12 protein-coding genes are annotated in these 16094 nt (G+C 59.8%); 8 read left to right on the forward strand and 4 right to left on the reverse strand.

Annotated features, from left to right (window positions below; translation table 11 throughout):
* Nucleotides 1–132: 132 nt before the first annotated feature.
* Complete coding sequence (locus Q2B33_RS07440) at nucleotides 133–699, reverse strand: AbiH family protein (protein ID WP_300569920.1); 567 nt, start codon at nucleotides 697–699, stop codon at nucleotides 133–135.
* A gap of 182 nt (nucleotides 700–881) precedes the next feature.
* Here Q2B33_RS07440 and Q2B33_RS07445 point away from each other — a divergent pair, with 182 nt between their 5' ends.
* Complete coding sequence (locus tag Q2B33_RS07445; protein WP_300569907.1) at nucleotides 882–3212, forward strand: alpha-L-rhamnosidase; 2331 nt, start codon at nucleotides 882–884, stop codon at nucleotides 3210–3212.
* A gap of 151 nt (nucleotides 3213–3363) precedes the next feature.
* Here Q2B33_RS07445 and Q2B33_RS07450 read toward each other — a convergent pair whose 3' ends face one another.
* From Q2B33_RS07450 to Q2B33_RS07460, 3 genes are all read right to left on the reverse strand, one after another.
* The gene (locus tag Q2B33_RS07450) at nucleotides 3364–5334 is read right to left on the reverse strand and encodes a leucine-rich repeat domain-containing protein (protein ID WP_300569904.1); all 1971 of its coding nucleotides are present in this window, start codon (nucleotides 5332–5334) and stop codon (nucleotides 3364–3366) included.
* A 295-nt stretch (nucleotides 5335–5629) separates the two neighbouring features.
* The gene (locus tag Q2B33_RS07455; RefSeq protein ID WP_300569917.1) at nucleotides 5630–6049 is read right to left on the reverse strand and encodes a GAF domain-containing protein; all 420 of its coding nucleotides are present in this window, start codon (nucleotides 6047–6049) and stop codon (nucleotides 5630–5632) included.
* 31 nt (nucleotides 6050–6080) lie between these two features.
* Nucleotides 6081–8846 (reverse strand): glycoside hydrolase family 28 protein, encoded by a 2766-nt coding sequence (locus Q2B33_RS07460; RefSeq protein WP_300569901.1) that lies wholly within the window; start codon nucleotides 8844–8846, stop codon nucleotides 6081–6083.
* 225 nt (nucleotides 8847–9071) lie between these two features.
* On the opposite strand from Q2B33_RS07460, the gene acpP reads away from it, so the two are divergent.
* The 7 genes from acpP (at nucleotide 9072) to Q2B33_RS07495 (ending at nucleotide 16051) form a co-directional block, all read left to right on the forward strand.
* On the forward strand, nucleotides 9072–9305 hold the full coding sequence (gene acpP, locus Q2B33_RS07465) for an acyl carrier protein (protein ID WP_296463743.1): 234 nt from the start codon (nucleotides 9072–9074) through the stop codon (nucleotides 9303–9305).
* Nucleotides 9306–9505: 200 nt separating this feature from the next.
* A complete protein-coding gene (fabK, locus tag Q2B33_RS07470) occupies nucleotides 9506–10438 on the forward strand; it encodes an enoyl-[acyl-carrier-protein] reductase FabK (protein ID WP_300569898.1) in 933 nt (310 codons plus the stop codon).
* Nucleotides 10439–10525: 87 nt separating this feature from the next.
* Nucleotides 10526–11437: an ACP S-malonyltransferase gene (gene fabD / locus Q2B33_RS07475; RefSeq protein WP_300784427.1), complete on the forward strand. Its 912-nt coding sequence runs from the start codon at nucleotides 10526–10528 to the stop codon at nucleotides 11435–11437.
* Between the two features lie 168 nt (nucleotides 11438–11605).
* Nucleotides 11606–12376 carry a 3-oxoacyl-[acyl-carrier-protein] reductase gene (gene fabG, locus Q2B33_RS07480; protein WP_300784425.1) on the forward strand — a complete coding sequence of 257 codons (771 nt, stop codon included), beginning with the start codon at nucleotides 11606–11608 and terminating at the stop codon, nucleotides 12374–12376.
* A gap of 82 nt (nucleotides 12377–12458) precedes the next feature.
* Entirely contained in the window at nucleotides 12459–13691 is a 1233-nt protein-coding gene (fabF, locus tag Q2B33_RS07485; protein ID WP_300791870.1) for a beta-ketoacyl-ACP synthase II, read from the forward strand.
* Nucleotides 13692–13705: 14 nt separating this feature from the next.
* Nucleotides 13706–14140: a 3-hydroxyacyl-ACP dehydratase FabZ gene (gene fabZ / locus Q2B33_RS07490; RefSeq protein WP_300783630.1), complete on the forward strand. Its 435-nt coding sequence runs from the start codon at nucleotides 13706–13708 to the stop codon at nucleotides 14138–14140.
* Between the two features lie 39 nt (nucleotides 14141–14179).
* The gene (locus Q2B33_RS07495; protein WP_300783628.1) at nucleotides 14180–16051 is read left to right on the forward strand and encodes an acetyl-CoA carboxylase carboxyltransferase subunit alpha; all 1872 of its coding nucleotides are present in this window, start codon (nucleotides 14180–14182) and stop codon (nucleotides 16049–16051) included.
* The last annotated feature ends 43 nt before the right edge of the window (nucleotides 16052–16094 follow it).

A 16094-nucleotide genomic window follows, 5' to 3' on the forward strand; every position in this document is an offset into this window, starting at 1 on the left:
TCCCGCCGCCTGCTTGTAGGGCCGGATGTAGGTCGTGGCCGTGGTAGCACCTCCTTTTAACAGAAAAAATGACAGTAAGGCAACTCACCTTCTGTCATTCTTTCAAATAATTTATTAACTTAATTTCTATAATTAATGCTCTATCGGGATTGCCTCCTGCTGTTTTTGTAGAACAATGCTTGCATTTGCCCCATGTACTTTAGCAATAAGCCTATCCTCGCCGAGGACTTTGACAAGATTACTTATTTGGTTTCCCAGAGTTGTCTGACTATGATAGAAAATTGTTGTTTTGGTGCTTTCCATGTTAATTAGGCTTGAAAGAATATCTTTGTCGGTAATGTCCAAGGAATGTCCTATAATATAGACATTATGTATGGCATCTCCGTTTCTCCCATAACCCGATGGCATCTGTGCCATACTATTCATCCAGTCAATATATTTGCAGCCAGTCTTTTTATAAATTCTCTGATAAAATTTCTTGAACTGAATGAACTCATTGTCTCTATCTTTGGCATATCCTTCTAAATATTCATCAATTCCAAGAATAAGATTGCAATTATCGACGTCACTTCCAGCTTTTGTTTCCCCGTGAATATAGTCGTATCTTATTTTTGGATTTTTGTTTGCGTCATAAAATCTTTGATACGAATTAGGTGTTAAAGAATTGTAGGTATCAAAATTCCAATTTGTTGGAACAATTCATTATCTACAGATACGGTATATCGTGGTCTATCAGTAGCCATGTTCATCACCTCAGTCGTGATTATACACCAGTGAACCAGAGATGTAAAGAACTAATCTTAAAAAACACTTGACAGTGAATTGGTGAATCACTGAACCAGGTTGAGGAAAAAATATATAAAAGAAAGGAAATGGTGAAAATGGAATTTTCAAGAAAGTTCGTCAGCGAGTGCAGAGAGCATTCCACCTACCTGAAGCATGTGGCGGCCCCGCTCTTCCGGAAGAGCTTCACGCTGTCCGGGGCAAAGGCGCAGGGGGAGATTGTCCTCTGCGGCCTGGGCTTCTACGACCTGTTCGTGAACGGCCGGAAAATCACGAAAGGCTTCCTGGCCCCCTATATCTCCAACACGGACCACATCGCCTACTACGACAGATATGACATCGCCCCCTATCTGCGCCAGGGCGAGAACGTCATCGGCATCATGCTGGGGGACGGGTTCCAGAACGCGAAGACAAGAGTGTGGGACTTCATGGACAATGTGTTCAACTCCGCGCCCAAGCTTGCGCTGAGCGTTTCGCTTAAGGACGGGGCGGAGGAGCTGCGCTTCGATGCCACGGACTTCCTGTGCAGGAAAGGCCCCGTCTGGTTCAACGACCTGCGCTCCGGCGTGTTCTATGACAGGCGGCAGGAGCCTGCGGGCTGGACGGAGCCGGGGTTCGTGGAGGACGGGGAGTGGCATGGGCCGATCGCGGCGGAGCGTCCCCGGGGGGAGGCCAGGCTATGCAATGCGGACAACATCGTCGTCACAAAGGAAATCGCCCCGGTAAAGATCTGTCCCGGTGAGATGGCGCCCTACGGGCCGAGGCCGGATGTCTATGACGGCCTGTTCGGGCAGGATACCCCGGAGAAAGCGCCGCAGCGAAGCGGCGGATATATCTATGACTTCGGCGAGAACAACGCGGGCATCTTCCGCCTGAAGATCAAAGGCACGCCCGGGCAGCGCATAGACATCCAGTGCAGCGAGGAGCTGCTGGATGGGAAAGTGGACTACAGCAACATCAATTTCTATCCGGACGGCTACGCCCAGCGCGACATCTATATCCTGGGCAGCGAGGAAGAGGAGATATTCGAGCCCATGTTCACCTACCATGGCTTCCGCTACCTCTATGTCTCCGGCATCACGAAGGAGCAGACCACAGAGGGCCTCCTGACCTACCTTGTCATGAGCTCCGACCTGGAGGAGCGGGGGAGCTTTGCCTGCTCCGACGAGACGGCCAACAAGATATGTGAGATAGGGCGGCGCAGCGACCTGTCCAATTTCTACTATTTCCCCACGGACTGCCCCCACAGGGAGAAGAACGGCTGGACCGGGGACGTGGCTGCTTCCGCGGAGCATGTCATGATGACGCTGGGAGCGGAGGAGAGCTACAGGGAGTGGCTGAACAATATCCGGCTCTCCCAGCACCCGGACGGGATGCTGCCCGGCATCGTGCCCACGGATACCTGGGGCTATGAGTGGGGGAACGGACCGGCCTGGGACCGCGTCCTGTTCGAAATTCCATATAGGGTTTATCAGTACAGAGGGGATACGGAAATCATCCGGGAGAACGCCCATGCCATGCTGCGCTATCTGGAGTACATCAGCCGGCGCAGGGACGAAAAGGGCATCGTGGCCGTGGGCCTGGGCGACTGGGTGCCGGTGGACAGGGGTGCCGGAGACTACGAGGTTCCCCTGGGCTTTACGGATACGGTGATGGTGTACGACATGTGCCGCAAGGGCCGGGAGATGTTCGAGGCCGTGGGACTGGGGCTCCACGGGGCTTTCGCTAGGCAGCTGGGGAAGGAAGTGCTGGAGGCGATCCGCAGCCGGTACATCGACTTCGGCACCATGACCGTAAAGGGGGATTGCCAGACCGGCCAGGCCCTGGCAATCCACCACGATATCTTCACCGACGGGGAGAAGCCGGAGGCGTTCCGCAGGCTGGTGGAGATCGTGCACCGGGACGGGGACAAGGTGACATGCGGCTTCCTGGGCCTGCGGGTAATCTACCATGTGCTGGCCCGGTTCGGGGAGGCAGAGCTGGCCTACCGGATGGTCACAGGCAGGGAATACCCTTCCTACGGATACTTCATAGAGCGCGGCGACACCACGGTGCCGGAGCAGTTCCTTCCGGATGGGAAGAGGCGCATGAGCTCCCAGAACCATCATTTCCTGGCCGATGTGTCCCAGTGGTACATCCGCTATCCCGGCGGCATCAACGTGAGAAGCAGCAGGGAGGTGTCCATACGCCCGAAGTTCATAGAGAGCCTGACCTTTGCGAAGGCCCGCCATGTGCTGCCGGAGGGAGAGGTGGCGGTGGCCTGGAGGCGGGAGGCCGACAGGATACTTCTGGAAGTGGCCTGCCCGGACAGCGTGTCCTGCGAGATTCTGCTGGAGGATGGCTGGTGGTTCCGGGAGGAGAGGAAAGCCTATCTGGAAAAAGGCGCGGGGCGCTACGAAATCGTCTGGAAGACGGCTTCCGCGCAGTGATAGATAAAAGACATTTCATAAGGAAATACAAAAGCCCCGCTCCATAGCGCCGTAAGCGCCAGGGGGCGGAGCTTGCCTGTAAAAAGAACCAGTGGGCTGACCCGGCTCGGCAGAAGCTCATGGCGGGGCAGTCCTTCGTGGGGAAAAATCCTCAATATTCCGTAGTATACACCGAAATCCCGCTGCTCTCCGGCAGGTTCTCCAGGATGGTGTTCTGCCCGCACCACACCGCCTGGAAATCGCTCAAACCTTCCAGGGGCTTCAGGCTGGTGACATTGTTGTCCGTGATGTTCAGGTACTGGAGCTTTGGCAGGCCCGCCACGAATTCGATGCTGTCTATTCCAGTGGACTCCAGATGCAGCTCCGTCAAGTTCGGAAAATGGCTGAACATGTCGTAGTGCTCCGACAGCTTCACCCTGTCCCCGTTATTGTAGGTGGGGTCATGGAGGATGGAGATGTCGTTCATGGACAGAATCTCCAGGGTCTCGTTGGTGGGGATGGCGGCGAAGTCCATGCCTACCTGGCAGTCGTCCAGATACAGATACTGCAATGTAGGGATGCCAAATATCTCCTCTACATTTCCGAAGACAGACGTGCCGTCAAGGCTCAGTAAGGTCAGCTTCGGCAGATGGGTCAGGGGCTCCAGGGAGCTGGTATAGGAGGAGAAATCATTGATGTACAGCACCTGGATCTCCGGCAGGGAGGCGAATATATCCAGGGAATCCCCGCTGCAGTCCTCCAGGGAGAGGTAGGCCAGGCCTACCGCGTCCTTTACGGGGGACACGTCGCGCACGCCCTTCAGCGCCAGGGTCTGGAGGTCCGTCAGGCCGGCAAAGGAGGGCATGATGCCATTGTAGTTTCCGCTCATCTCCAGGGCCAGCTCCTTTAACAGCGTCAAACTGCCGATGACGGAATAGTCCGTGGTGTTATAGGAGCCGTCCAGGTACAGATACAGGTACTCCAGCTGCGGGCAGTCCCCCAGGGCGTCCACGCTGGATATCTGGGTGCTCTCTATGGTCAGGTTGGTCAGCGCCGGCATGTTCCTGACGAAATCGATGCTCTTGAGCTGGTCGGACTGGATGCTCAGCTCCTCCAGGCAGGGCAGGGACATGAGCGGGGAGAAGTCCGTGAGCCTGTCGCACCCCGACAGGGCCAGGCCCAGCAGGTCGGGGAACTGCTCCAGGGCGGAGATGTCCTCCAGCCCTGCATAGTCCGCCTTCAGGTACATGAGGTTCGGGAAGGCGTCCAGCCCCGACAGGCTGGAGGCAAGGAAGGAATCGTATACGCCCAGCTCCGTGATGGATTCCGGATGGGGGACGATGGAGGCCATCTCGGTGATGCTGTTCTCGGCGTAAAGGCCGGTGAGGGATTCCAGGCCCCTCAGGTCCCCTTTCGAAAGGGAATCGTCGATGGAGATCCACTCCAGCCCGGTAAAGCAGGACAGGTCGGAGAGCTCCAGCCCCGCGTCGGTCTCATAGGTGGCGGTATCGGCCTCGCCGCCGTTCAGTTGAAAGGTGATGCTCCTCTCGTCACGGTCGATCTGCAGCGCGGTGAGGCTGGCGAGCTCCTCCGCCGTGATGGTGTCGCAGGGTTTGTCCCAGATGTATTCCGCCACGGAACGGAAGAAGCTGGACTGGGGGGTTATGGGACCGGAGCCGACAGCTTCTCTGGTGGGCGCATCCGTCTCCTTCGAAGCCTGGGAGGAGCTGGCCCGGGCATTGGAGCTGGCGTAGCTGTCGGCCCTGCTGTCCGGGTGCGGGAACATGTCCTGAAAGAAGCCGGATTTCAACATGACGATGAGGGCGAACAGAGCCACGCAGACGACGCCCACCAGCACCCCTATCACGATTGCCACGGTGGGATTGTGCTCCGCGGGCCTCCCGGGGGAGGAAGGGACGTAGACGGTGGGCCTCCCGGAATAGCCGGACTGTCCGGAGGAGACGTAGCGGCTGCTCCGGCTGCCTGCGGTATTGCTGTCGTGCTGGGGAAAGGAAACGCCCTCAGAGGCGCTCTGTTCCTCCGTGCTTCTGACATAGTAGCCGCACTCCTTGCAGGTCATCCGCCCGCCTATCATTTTCAGCTTCGTGCCGCACATGGGGCACTTGGTAATTTCGTTTGCCATATGGATTCTATCCTCATTTCTATATAAACGGCATTTATACTGCACACCGGTCAAATTTGCAGTACGACCCGACTGCAGACCGCCAACCAAGTGCTTTCCCGAGTACACCACTGTAAATCCTGGCGGTCTGCAGTATAATTCTTACCGGTCGCATAGCACAGCCAGTCATGCCGTTTATCTGTTTTTTTGGTAAAATTTAATCGCTACATATATATGTAATATTAGGCTGTAATCTTTCCTCCGCCCTGTCCTGGCGCGGACATCAGGCCCTGCTCGCCCGGGAATGAATGCACCGCTAGATCCGCCAGTCGCAGGCGTCCTCCAGGACAGAGCAGAAGCGCTCCAGCCCTTCCTGGTCTTCCCGGGCGAAGCGCCCGCGGAGGGGGCTGTCGATATCCAGCACGGCCGTCAGCCGTCCAGCATGGTGGACAGGGACTACAATCTCCGAGCGGGAGGCGGCATCGCAGGCGATATGCCCCGGGAACGCGTGCACATCGGGGACCAGGATCGCAGCATCTCCCGCCGCCGCGTTTCCGCACACCCCTTTTCCGAAGTCGATGCGGATGCAGGCGGGCTTCCCCTGGAAGGGGCCTAAGACCAGCTGGCCCTCCCTCACCAGGTAGAAGCCTGCCCAGTTGATGTCGCTTAAGCTCATGTACAGCAGGGCGGAGGCGTTGGCCAGGTTCGCGATGGTGTCGCGCTCCGTGCGGGTCATGGAAGCAAGCTGCTCCCGGAGCAGGGAATAGTCAGTCATTTTCTGTATCCTCCACAGTAATCTTGATACGCATCTTCTCCGGCATCAGGCCGTCGTCCACCGCGAAGACGATGTAGTGTTCGCCCTTCTGGCTGCCGGTGGGCGTCCAGAGGAACTCTGTGTCGTCCGGGTTCAGCCGCGCGCCCTCCGGCAGGTTCTCACAGGTTATCTGCAGAGGCGAGGCCACGCCCTTCACGCTGTAATTGGGCAGCAGAATCTGGCCGTTGTACAGCCTGGTGCCGGTGGCCTCCTCGGACACATCGCTGGCAGGGTTGCGCACGGATAGACGGATGCGGCAGAGCTCTCCGGCCCGGATTCGGACAGGGGCCACGGGCTGGATATAGGGCCGGTACACAGTCAGGGGCAGAGGATAGTTGTCGGTCTCCACCTCATAATGATATCCGGTCTCCTGACAGGGCGCTGTGGGCAGGGGATAGAGGCTGTCCTGGGGAGTGCCGGGGGCGGGGGCATTGATCTCCACCTGCTTGACGCAGTCGGACTTGGCGTGAAGCGTCCTGGGCTGGCCGTCCTTTGTTCCGTCCCACAGGACCAAGGGCCTGTGGATTTCCAGCCCTGTGACTTCGGTGGTGAAATAGGGCTGCTCCGGCACGTCCTCCGCATTGGTATGCCGTCTGTAATGATCGGTGACGGCGGCGATAGGAGCCATGTCCCGGGCACAGTGGGCCTCCATCCCGTCCACGCAGACATCCTTTACGTCATCGAAGACGCAGACATGCCTGTCGTCGGGCACCTTGCAGGAAAAACGGATATTCTTAAGGGTCAGGCCGTCCACATGCTTGGCAAAGAGGCCGTAGGCGGGCAGGATCCCCCAGGTGCTGGGCTCCGGATAGGCCCCCGGCAGCTCCGGTACGTTATAGGGATTCCCCCGCCAGCAGTTCTCCCGGGCATCCCAGTCTGCCCGGGGCAGCAGGCCTTCGCCTCTGGAGAAGAAGGTGTTCACCAGCCAGGGGAGATTCTGGACGCGCTCCTTCGTGTGGAACTGGGAGAACTTCCACTCCGTGTTCAACTGCCTCTGTTCCACGGCGTGCTCCATGGTCAGGCCGCCTCTGTACTCCACGGAGATATTCTCCAAAACGATATTTTTTATATGGGAATCCGTCAGCCCCATCAGCAGGATAGGGTAGCGGGGATCCGCGTTGGTGACGGTGACGTTGCGGATCAGTACATTACTCACGGTGGCCATGGTGGCGGATCCGATGGCATTGGCATATAAGGGCAGGTCGGTATCCTTCAGCTCTCTGGAGAAATCAGCCACATAAGCGCCGTGGGCCTCTGGATGCAGAGCACCGTGATTCTGGCGGGAGCTTCCCTGGCTGGAGGTGTTCTTCTGGGCGTAGCTCTCGGACTGCCAGACCCTGAGATAGTAATGCCCGTCTAACTCCTCGTAATTGGCCGGATTGCACGCCACCGGATTGTGGGGATCCACGATTTCAAAGGAGGAATGCCCGTCCACGGTGACGGTCTTCGTCCGGTTATAGTGAGGGGCATAGCGCCTGGCGGGATAGCAGTGGTAGGCCCTTTCGTTGGGCAGCACCCAGTTCCTGTCGTCCAGGCGCACATTGGTGTCCAGGGCCGGATAGGCCGAGGAGGAGGCATTTCCCGTCACGGGGAACCTGGCCCTGTCTCCGGCCCGCAGGAAGATGGGGGAGCTGGACACATTGTCCAGGACGCAGTCCTCGAAGATGACATTGGTCAGGGAGGAGCAGTCCACGGACTCCATGCAGAAGCCTCTGGACCTCTCGAACCGCACCCGCCTGATCGTCACCAGATGGTAGCCGCAGGTGGCCTCCGTGCCGAACTTCAGCCGTCCGGTGGGGCCGCAGCGGTCCACGGCAATCAGCTTGTCCCTTGTGTACTCCCCGGCGTATACGCTGCCCGCGTCGTAGCCGCATACGGTGCAGTCCTCTATGAGCACGTTCTGGAGGGGCTCGAAGATGCCCGCCCCGAAGGAGGCCTTCAGGCACAGGCTCTCGTCGGTGAGGGAGTTGCAGATGGTGTGCCGCACCGTCACGTCCCGGCAGCAGTCGATGTCGAAGGCGTCCCTAATGGTGTCCACCAGGATGTGGTCCACGTACAGGTTCCGGCATCCCTCCGCGATGATGGCGAAATGCCCGCCGATGGTGACGGAGAAATCCTCCAGGACCACGTTTTCACAGCGGACGAGAGCGATTCCCTTATTGCCGAACCACTCCTCCTGATGGCCCTTTGCCTCCCTTGACATGGGTTCCTGGGGATCCCCGCCCTGAAGCACATGCTCCAGGATGCCGCTTTTCTCATCGAAGCGCCCTCCGGTGATCAGGCCCCTGCCGGAGATCATGATATTCTCCAGGTCGGATCCGTAGATCAGGCTGTTGGAGAAGTAGGAATGCCCATGGTCCTGGAGGCCCACGTAGCGGTTCACCTCGGGCTCCTTATAATTGCCGCCCTCGCCGGGCGCAGCCTGGCGGGAATGGGGATTGTCGGTCCTGGCGGCCGATACCACTGCGCCTTCCGAGAGATAGAGATTCACATTGCTTTTCAGGAGGATGGTATAGGTGTGGAAGGTTCCCTTCGGGAAGACTACAGTCCCGCCTTCCATTGCGGCAGCCTGTATGGCGCTGTTGATGGCCTGGGTGTTCACGGCCGGGGCGGCATCTTCGCCGGCGCCGAAGTCGGTGATGAGGAAAGACCTATGCTTTAACAGGTTCCTGGGGCGGATAGAGGCGCCCGTGGCCTCTGGTATTGTGTAGGATGACATTTGTGTTATTGCTCCTTTGATAAATGAACCCGGTTGACTGTATCTTCTACATCCAATTATACTATATTTTTCAAAAAATACTAGTTTTTCTATTGACATTTCTTTGGGAAAGCGCTATTATTCAAAATAATTTGATTATCAAATATTTTGAAAGTCAAATAACTTGAATTGCAAACTATATCTTGCGGTAATGAAAACTATGTAAAAGGAAAAGGAGAACCGGCTATGTTTGAGAAACTGAAAGAAATCATCGAGGAGAAGCTGAACGCGGAAGGGGCGGCAATCACGGAGGAGACCAGCTTTAAGGAAGATTTGGACGCGGATTCCCTGGATCTGTTCGAGCTGGTGATGGCGCTGGAGGACGAATTCGATGTGGAGATTCCCTCCGAGGAGCTGGAGAAGCTGGCTACGGTGAAGGACGTGATGGACTATCTGGCGGCCAAGGGCATCGAGATGTAAGGATGCCCCGCAGCGCGGATATTTGGAGAGTCATGGAATAGGCTCTCGGAATCTCTGGAAGCAGACTCCGGCATGGGAGTAGGACGGCGCCTGGAAAAATGGGGGAGCCGCCCCAAAGGAATTAAGGAAAGCCGCGTAATATGCGGTCTGGAGATTCCGAGAGGATATTGGAAAGAAACGGTGAGAATGTGGGGACGGGAATGAAGACTAGGATAACGGAACTTCTGGGAACGGAATATCCCCTGATCCAGGGGGGCATGGCATGGATAGCGGAGTGCCGTCTGGCCGCCGCGGTGTCCGAGGCGGGCGGCTTCGGCATCATCGGCGCGGGGGCGGCTCCAGCGCAGTTCGTCCGGGAGCAGATACGGCAGTGCAGGGCCATGACGGATAAGCCCTTCGGCGTGAACATCATGCTGATGAACCCGGAGGCGGACGCCATCGCCCGGGTGGTGGCCCAGGAGGGCGTGAAAGCAGTGACCACCGGCGCGGGGAATCCGGGCAGATACATGGCGGACTGGAAGGCCGCCGGGGTGAAGGTGGTCCCGGTGGTGGCCAGCGTGGCCATGGCAAGGATGATGGAGCGCGCCGGGGCGGACGCCGTGGTGGCGGAGGGGACGGAGGCCGGCGGACATATCGGATCCACCACCACCATGGCGCTGGTGCCCCAGGTGGCGGACGCGGTGGAGATCCCTGTGATCGCCGCCGGGGGGATCGGGGACGGAAGAGGCTTTGCCGCGGCGTTCATGCTGGGCGCGGAGGCGGTACAGATGGGCACCCGTTTCCTGGTGGCGAAGGAGTCCATCGCCCATGAGGCGTACAAGAAGAAGGTCATCGCCGCAAAGGACATCGATTCCGAGGTCACGGGCATGAGCCACGGCCACCCCGTGCGCCAGCTGCGCAACCGGATGACCAGGGAATACCTGAAGCTGGAGAAGGAGGGCGCCTCTTTCGAGGAGCTGGAGCAGCTCACCGTGGGAGCGCTGCGCAGGGCCGTGCTGGAGGGCGATGCCGTGAACGGCACGCTGATGGCAGGGCAGATTGCGGGGCTGGTGAGCAGGGAGCAGACCTGCCGGGAGATCATAGAGGAAGTCATGGGACAGGCGGCGGATTTGCTGCAGGGCCGCGGGGCGTGAGGGCTTCCGGCGGGAGCCTGGGCGACAGTATATGTAAAAACGTTTACTTATCGATGATATAATAATTATTTGGATAGAGGGATTGAAATGGGAAAGACAGCGTTTATTTTTCCGGGACAGGGAGCCCAGTATTGCGGGATGGGAAAGGATTTCTTCCAGGCCTTTCCCACAGCCAGGAGCGTGTACGCCACAGCCGGGGAGGCCGCGGGCCTGGACGTGGGGGAGCTCTGCTTTACGGAGAACGAGAGCCTGGATGTCACGGAATACACCCAGATCGCCATGCTGGCCACGGAGGTGGCGATCCTGAAGGTACTGGAGGAGAAGGGACTTCGGGCGGACTGCGCCGCGGGCCTGAGCCTGGGGGAGTACGGGGCGCTGGCGGCTGCCGGAGTCATGGAGCTTGCCCCATTGTTCCGGCTGATCCGCTGCCGCGGCATCTTCATGCAGGAGGCCTATCCGGTGGGCGGCGCCATGGCGGCGGTGCTGGGGCTGGACGCTGACAGGATACGCCAGGTCTGCGCCGGGACTGCGGGAGTGGTATCGATCGCCAACGACAACTGCCCGGGACAGATCGTCATCACGGGGGAGGCCCCGGCAGTGGAGGCGGCCTGTGAGACGCTGAAAGCGGCAGGCGCCAAGCGGTGCGTCCCCCTGAACGTCAGCGGCCCCTTCCATTCGCCTCTCCTGGCGGAGGCGGGGAAGAAGCTGGCGGCGGAGCTGGAGGGCGTTTCCGTGCAGGCCCCCCGCATCCCCTACATCTGCAACGTGGAGGCGGACTATGTGACGGACAGCGCCCGGATCAAGGAGCTCCTGGCCAGGCAGGTATCCTCCACGGTGAGATGGCGGGAGACCATGGAGCGGATGCTTGCGGACGGGGTGGACACCTTCGTGGAAATCGGGCCCGGGCGGACGCTGGCAGGGTTCCTGCGGAAGATGAGCCGGGACGTGAAGGTGCTGAACGTGGCCAAGGTGGAGGATATGGACGCGGCGCTGGCTTAAGGGGCCGGCAAAAGCGGAGGGCATCTGCCCTGACCGGATTCCCGCTGCCGGGCTTATGGGACGGGAATCCGGAGAGCGTTTCGGTGGGAATAGCGTTTCTGAGGGATATAAAAGAGGCCCGGGCCATCTGATAGGACCGGCGGCCGGGCAGAATGAGGGACAGAGAAAATGGTAGAAGAAAAGATTCCGGCTTCCGGCAGGGAGCTGGCAGGCAAGGTGGCCCTGGTGACGGGAGCCAGCCGGGGCATCGGCAGGGCCATCGCGCTTACGCTGGCCGGACAGGGAGCCACGGTGCTGGTGAATTACAATGGCTCCAGACAGAGCGCCCTGGAGGTGGTGTCGCAGATTGAGGCGGCGGGCGGGGCGGCCCGGGCCATAGGCTGCGACGTGTCCGACTTCGGGGCCTGCGGCCGGATGGTGGAGGAAATCGTGGCCGACTACGGCCATGTGGACATCCTGGTGAACAATGCCGGGGTGACAAGGGACAATCTGGTGGCGCGCATGTCCGAGGAGGACTACGACCATGTAATGGACATCAACCTGAAAGGCGCGTTCCACACCATCCGCCATCTGACCAGATATTTCCTGAAACAGAGAAAGGGCAAGATCGTCAACATCTCCTCCGTGTCCGGCGTGGCTGGAAATGCGGGCCAGGCCAACTACGCCGCGTCCAAGGCGGGGCTGATCGGGCTGACGAAGAGCGTGGCCAAGGAGCTGGCGGGCAGGAACATCTGCGTCAATGCCGTGGCGCCGGGCTTCATCGAGACGGAGATGACCCAGGCGCTGCCCCAGAAGACAAGGGAAGCGGCCGTGGCCTCGATTCCCATGGGCAGGATGGGAAGCCCCCGGGACGTAGCCGAGCTGGTGGCCTTTTTGGCAGGGGACAGGTCGGACTATATCACCGGGCAGGTCATATGCGTGGACGGCGGAATAGTGTGAGGAGAAGTTTCAAGCGGTCCGAAGAAGGCCCGCCGAGGATTTCCGGATTCAGGGCATATTATCGTGATTTGGAGGGTATGGCATGAGGAGAAGAGTAGTAGTGACAGGGATGGGGGCCATCACCCCTATCGGCAATGGCGTGGAGAACTTCTGGCAGGGCATCCGGCAGGAGCGCATCGGCTTCGGGCCCATTACCAGGTTCGACGCCGGGGGCTATAAATGCAGCCTGGCGGCGGAGGTGAAGGACTTCGATCCGGAGCGCTATATGGACAAGAAGGCGGCCAGGCGCATGGAGCTTTTCTGCCAGTACGCGGTGGCGGCGGCAGGGGAGGCCCTGGCGGACGCGGCGCTGGACATGGAGAAGGAGGACGCCTACCGGGTGGGATGCTTCGTGGGCAGCGGCGTGGGCAGCCTGCAGGCCATGGAGCGGGAGTGCGGCAGGCTTTCCGAGAAAGGCCCCTCCAGGGTAGGCCCTCTGTTCGTGCCGCTGATGATATCCAACATGGCGGCGGGCAATGTGAGCATTGCCTACGGCCTGAAAGGCAAGAGCCTGAATGTGGCCACGGCCTGCGCCACGGGCACCAATTCCATCGGGGAGGCCTTCCGCTCCATCCAGTACGGGGAGACGGACGCCTGCGTGGCCGGGGGGACCGAGGCGGCGGTATGCCCGATTGGAATCGCCGGGTTTGCCGCGCTGAACGCTCTGTCCGCCAGCACGGATCCCCTGAGGTGCTCCATCCCCTTTGACAGGGACAGGAGCGGCTTCGTCATGGGCGAGGGCGCGGGCATCGTGGTGCTGGAGGAGCTGGAGCACGCAAGGAGGAGAGGCGCGCGGATCTACGCGGAGGTGCTGGGATACGGCTGCACATCCGACGCGTACCACATCACTTCCCCCGCCGAGGACGGCGCGGGCGCGGCGGCAGCCATGAAGAACGCCCTGGAGGACGGCGGCGTGGAGCCCGAGGCGCTGGGCTATATCAATGCCCACGGCACTTCCACCCACCACAACGATCTCTTCGAGACCAGGGCCATCAAGCTCGCCTTCGGTGACCACGCGAAAAGGCTCCGTATCAATTCCACCAAATCCATGATAGGGCATCTGCTGGGAGCCGCCGGGGCGGTGGAGTTCATCGCCTGCGTGAAGGAGATCCAGGAGGGATTCCTCCACAGGACAGTGGGCCTGCGGGAGACGGAAGAGGAACTGGATCTGGATTACTGTATGGAGAGCCATGAGGAGGCGGTGCCCTATGCCCTCAGCAATTCCCTGGGCTTCGGAGGGCATAATGCCAGCATCCTTTTGGGAAAAATGGAGTAGGAGGAGATTGCGTCATGTCATTGTTAACCGCAAAGGAGATCATGGAGATCATACCCCATCGCTATCCCTTTTTGCTGATAGATACCATTGAAGAGCTGGAAGCGGGCAGCCGGGCGGTGGGCCAAAAGTGCGTCAGCATGAACGAGCCTTATTTCCAGGGACATTTTCCGGGGAATCCGGTGATGCCGGGGGCATTGATCGTGGAGGCCATGGCCCAGACAGGAGCGGTGGCCATGCTGTCAGTCCCGCAGTGGAAGGGGAAGACGGCGTATTTCGCGGGGATAGACAAGGCGAAATTCCGCAGGAAGGTGATTCCCGGGGATGTATTGAGATTGGAGGCCAGGGTCGTCAAGTGCAAGGGTCCCCTGGGCATCAGCGAGGCAGTGGCCACTGTGGACGGCAAGGTGGTGGCTCAGGCGCAGCTCACATTCGCAATCGGGGCGGAGTGAGCCGTCGCGCAGCGACTTTAATGAATAGGAGGACTTAAAATGGGCGGACTGTTCAGAAAGAAAGCATCTGAAAAAGAGGATCAGCTACGGAAGAAACGCGAGACGTTCTTTACCAGACAGCGGAACCAGGAGGACGGTTCCGGCAGCCGCCGGACGGATGGTTCCCAGGCGGCAGCTCAGGACAGGGCGCGGAAAGCGGAGGCTCCGGGGGCGGCCGGATTCGAGGAGAGAGCGGCGCAGACGGATGGCGATGTCCGCTCCCAGGAAAAGGAAGCCTACATGATCCGCTGCCCCAAGTGCGGCAAGATGGTGAACCGGGACAGGGTGGCCAGGCGCAAGTACATCTGCTACGAGTGCGAGGGATACTTCCGGGTCAGGACCAACAACCGCATCCGCATGGTGGCGGATCCCCATACCTTCCAGCCCTGGTTCACGGATATGCCGGTGAGAAACCCACTTTCCTACGAGGGATATGAGGAGAAGCTCCGGGAGGCGAGGGAGAAGACCGGCCTGGAGGAGGCTTTCACCGTAGGCCAGTGCAAGGTCTTCGGCCAGGACATCGTGCTGGGCATCTGCGATTCCAGGTTCCTGATGGCCAGCATGGGGCATGTGGTGGGGGAGAAGATCACAGCCGCCATCGAGCGGGCGGTGGAGCTTAGGCTGCCGGTGTTCTTCTTCTGCTGCTCCGGCGGGGCCAGGATGCAGGAGGGCATCATCTCCCTGATGCAGATGGCCAAGACCTCCGCGGCCATCCGGAAGCTGGACGAGGCCGGCTTGTTGTACTGCACCATTCTCACAGACCCTACCATGGGCGGCGTCACGGCCAGCTTCGCCATGCTGGGGGACGTGATCATGGCGGAGCCCGGGGCGCTGATCGGCTTCGCCGGGCCCAGGGTCATCCGCCAGACCATCGGCCAGGAGTTGCCGGAGGGCTTTCAGACGGCGGAATTCCTGGTGGAGCACGGCATCATAGACGGCATCGTGAGAAGGGATGCGCTGAAGAAGACCCTGTATTTCCTGGTGAAATCCCATCAGGGCAAGGAGGGTGAGTACGCTGACTTTACCGGGGGGAAGGACTTCCATTTCGTGCTGAACGAAGTGCTGAAGGAGCAGACCTGGAACATGAAGCCCGCAGGCGCCTGGGAGAAGGTGAAGGCCGTCCGGAGGCTGGAGCGGGCAAGTGCCTGTGACTACATGGCCAGTATCTTCGACAATTTCGTGGAGGCCCACGGGGACAGGAGCTTCCGGGACGACCCGGCCATCATCGGCGGCATCGGCTTTCTGGAGGGACAGCCGGTGACGGTGATCGCGGAGCATAAGGGCAAGGACGGAAAGGAGTGCCAGCGGCGCAATTACGGCATGCCCATGCCAGAGGGCTACCGCAAGGCCCTGCGCCTGATGAAGCAGGCGGAGAAGTTCCACCGCCCCATCGTAAGCTTCATCAATACCTCCGGAGCCTACTGCGGCATCGAGGCGGAGGAGCGGGGCCAGGGCGAGGCCATCGCCCGCAGCCTGCAGGAGATGTCCGCCCTGAAGGTGCCCGTGCTGTGCATCTTCATCGGCGAGGGCGGCAGCGGCGGCGCCCTGGCCACGGCGGTGGGGAACGAGGTGTGGATGCTGGAGAATGCTACGTATTCCATCCTGTCCCCCGAGGGCTTTGCCTCCATCCTCTGGAAGGATTCCTCCAGGGCCCGGGAGGCCAGCGAGATCATGCGCATCACGGCCCAGGACCTGAAGCTCCTGCATGTGGTGGACAGGATCGTCCCGGAGTTCGGCGGGGCGGACAGCACCACCGCGGAGGCCATCGGCGGCTACCTGAAGGAGCAGATCATGGCCTTCCTGCAGCGCTACCAGGGCCTGTCCGGCCAGGAGATCGCCGCCCAGCGCTACGAAAGATTCCGCAGATACTAAAAACAGGGAGAGGCGCAGAAGTGAGCCGAGAGGCGAAGCCCTC

It is taken from the genome of uncultured Acetatifactor sp., assembly GCF_948601915.1.
Taxonomy (GTDB): Bacteria; Bacillota; Clostridia; order Lachnospirales; family Lachnospiraceae; genus Acetatifactor.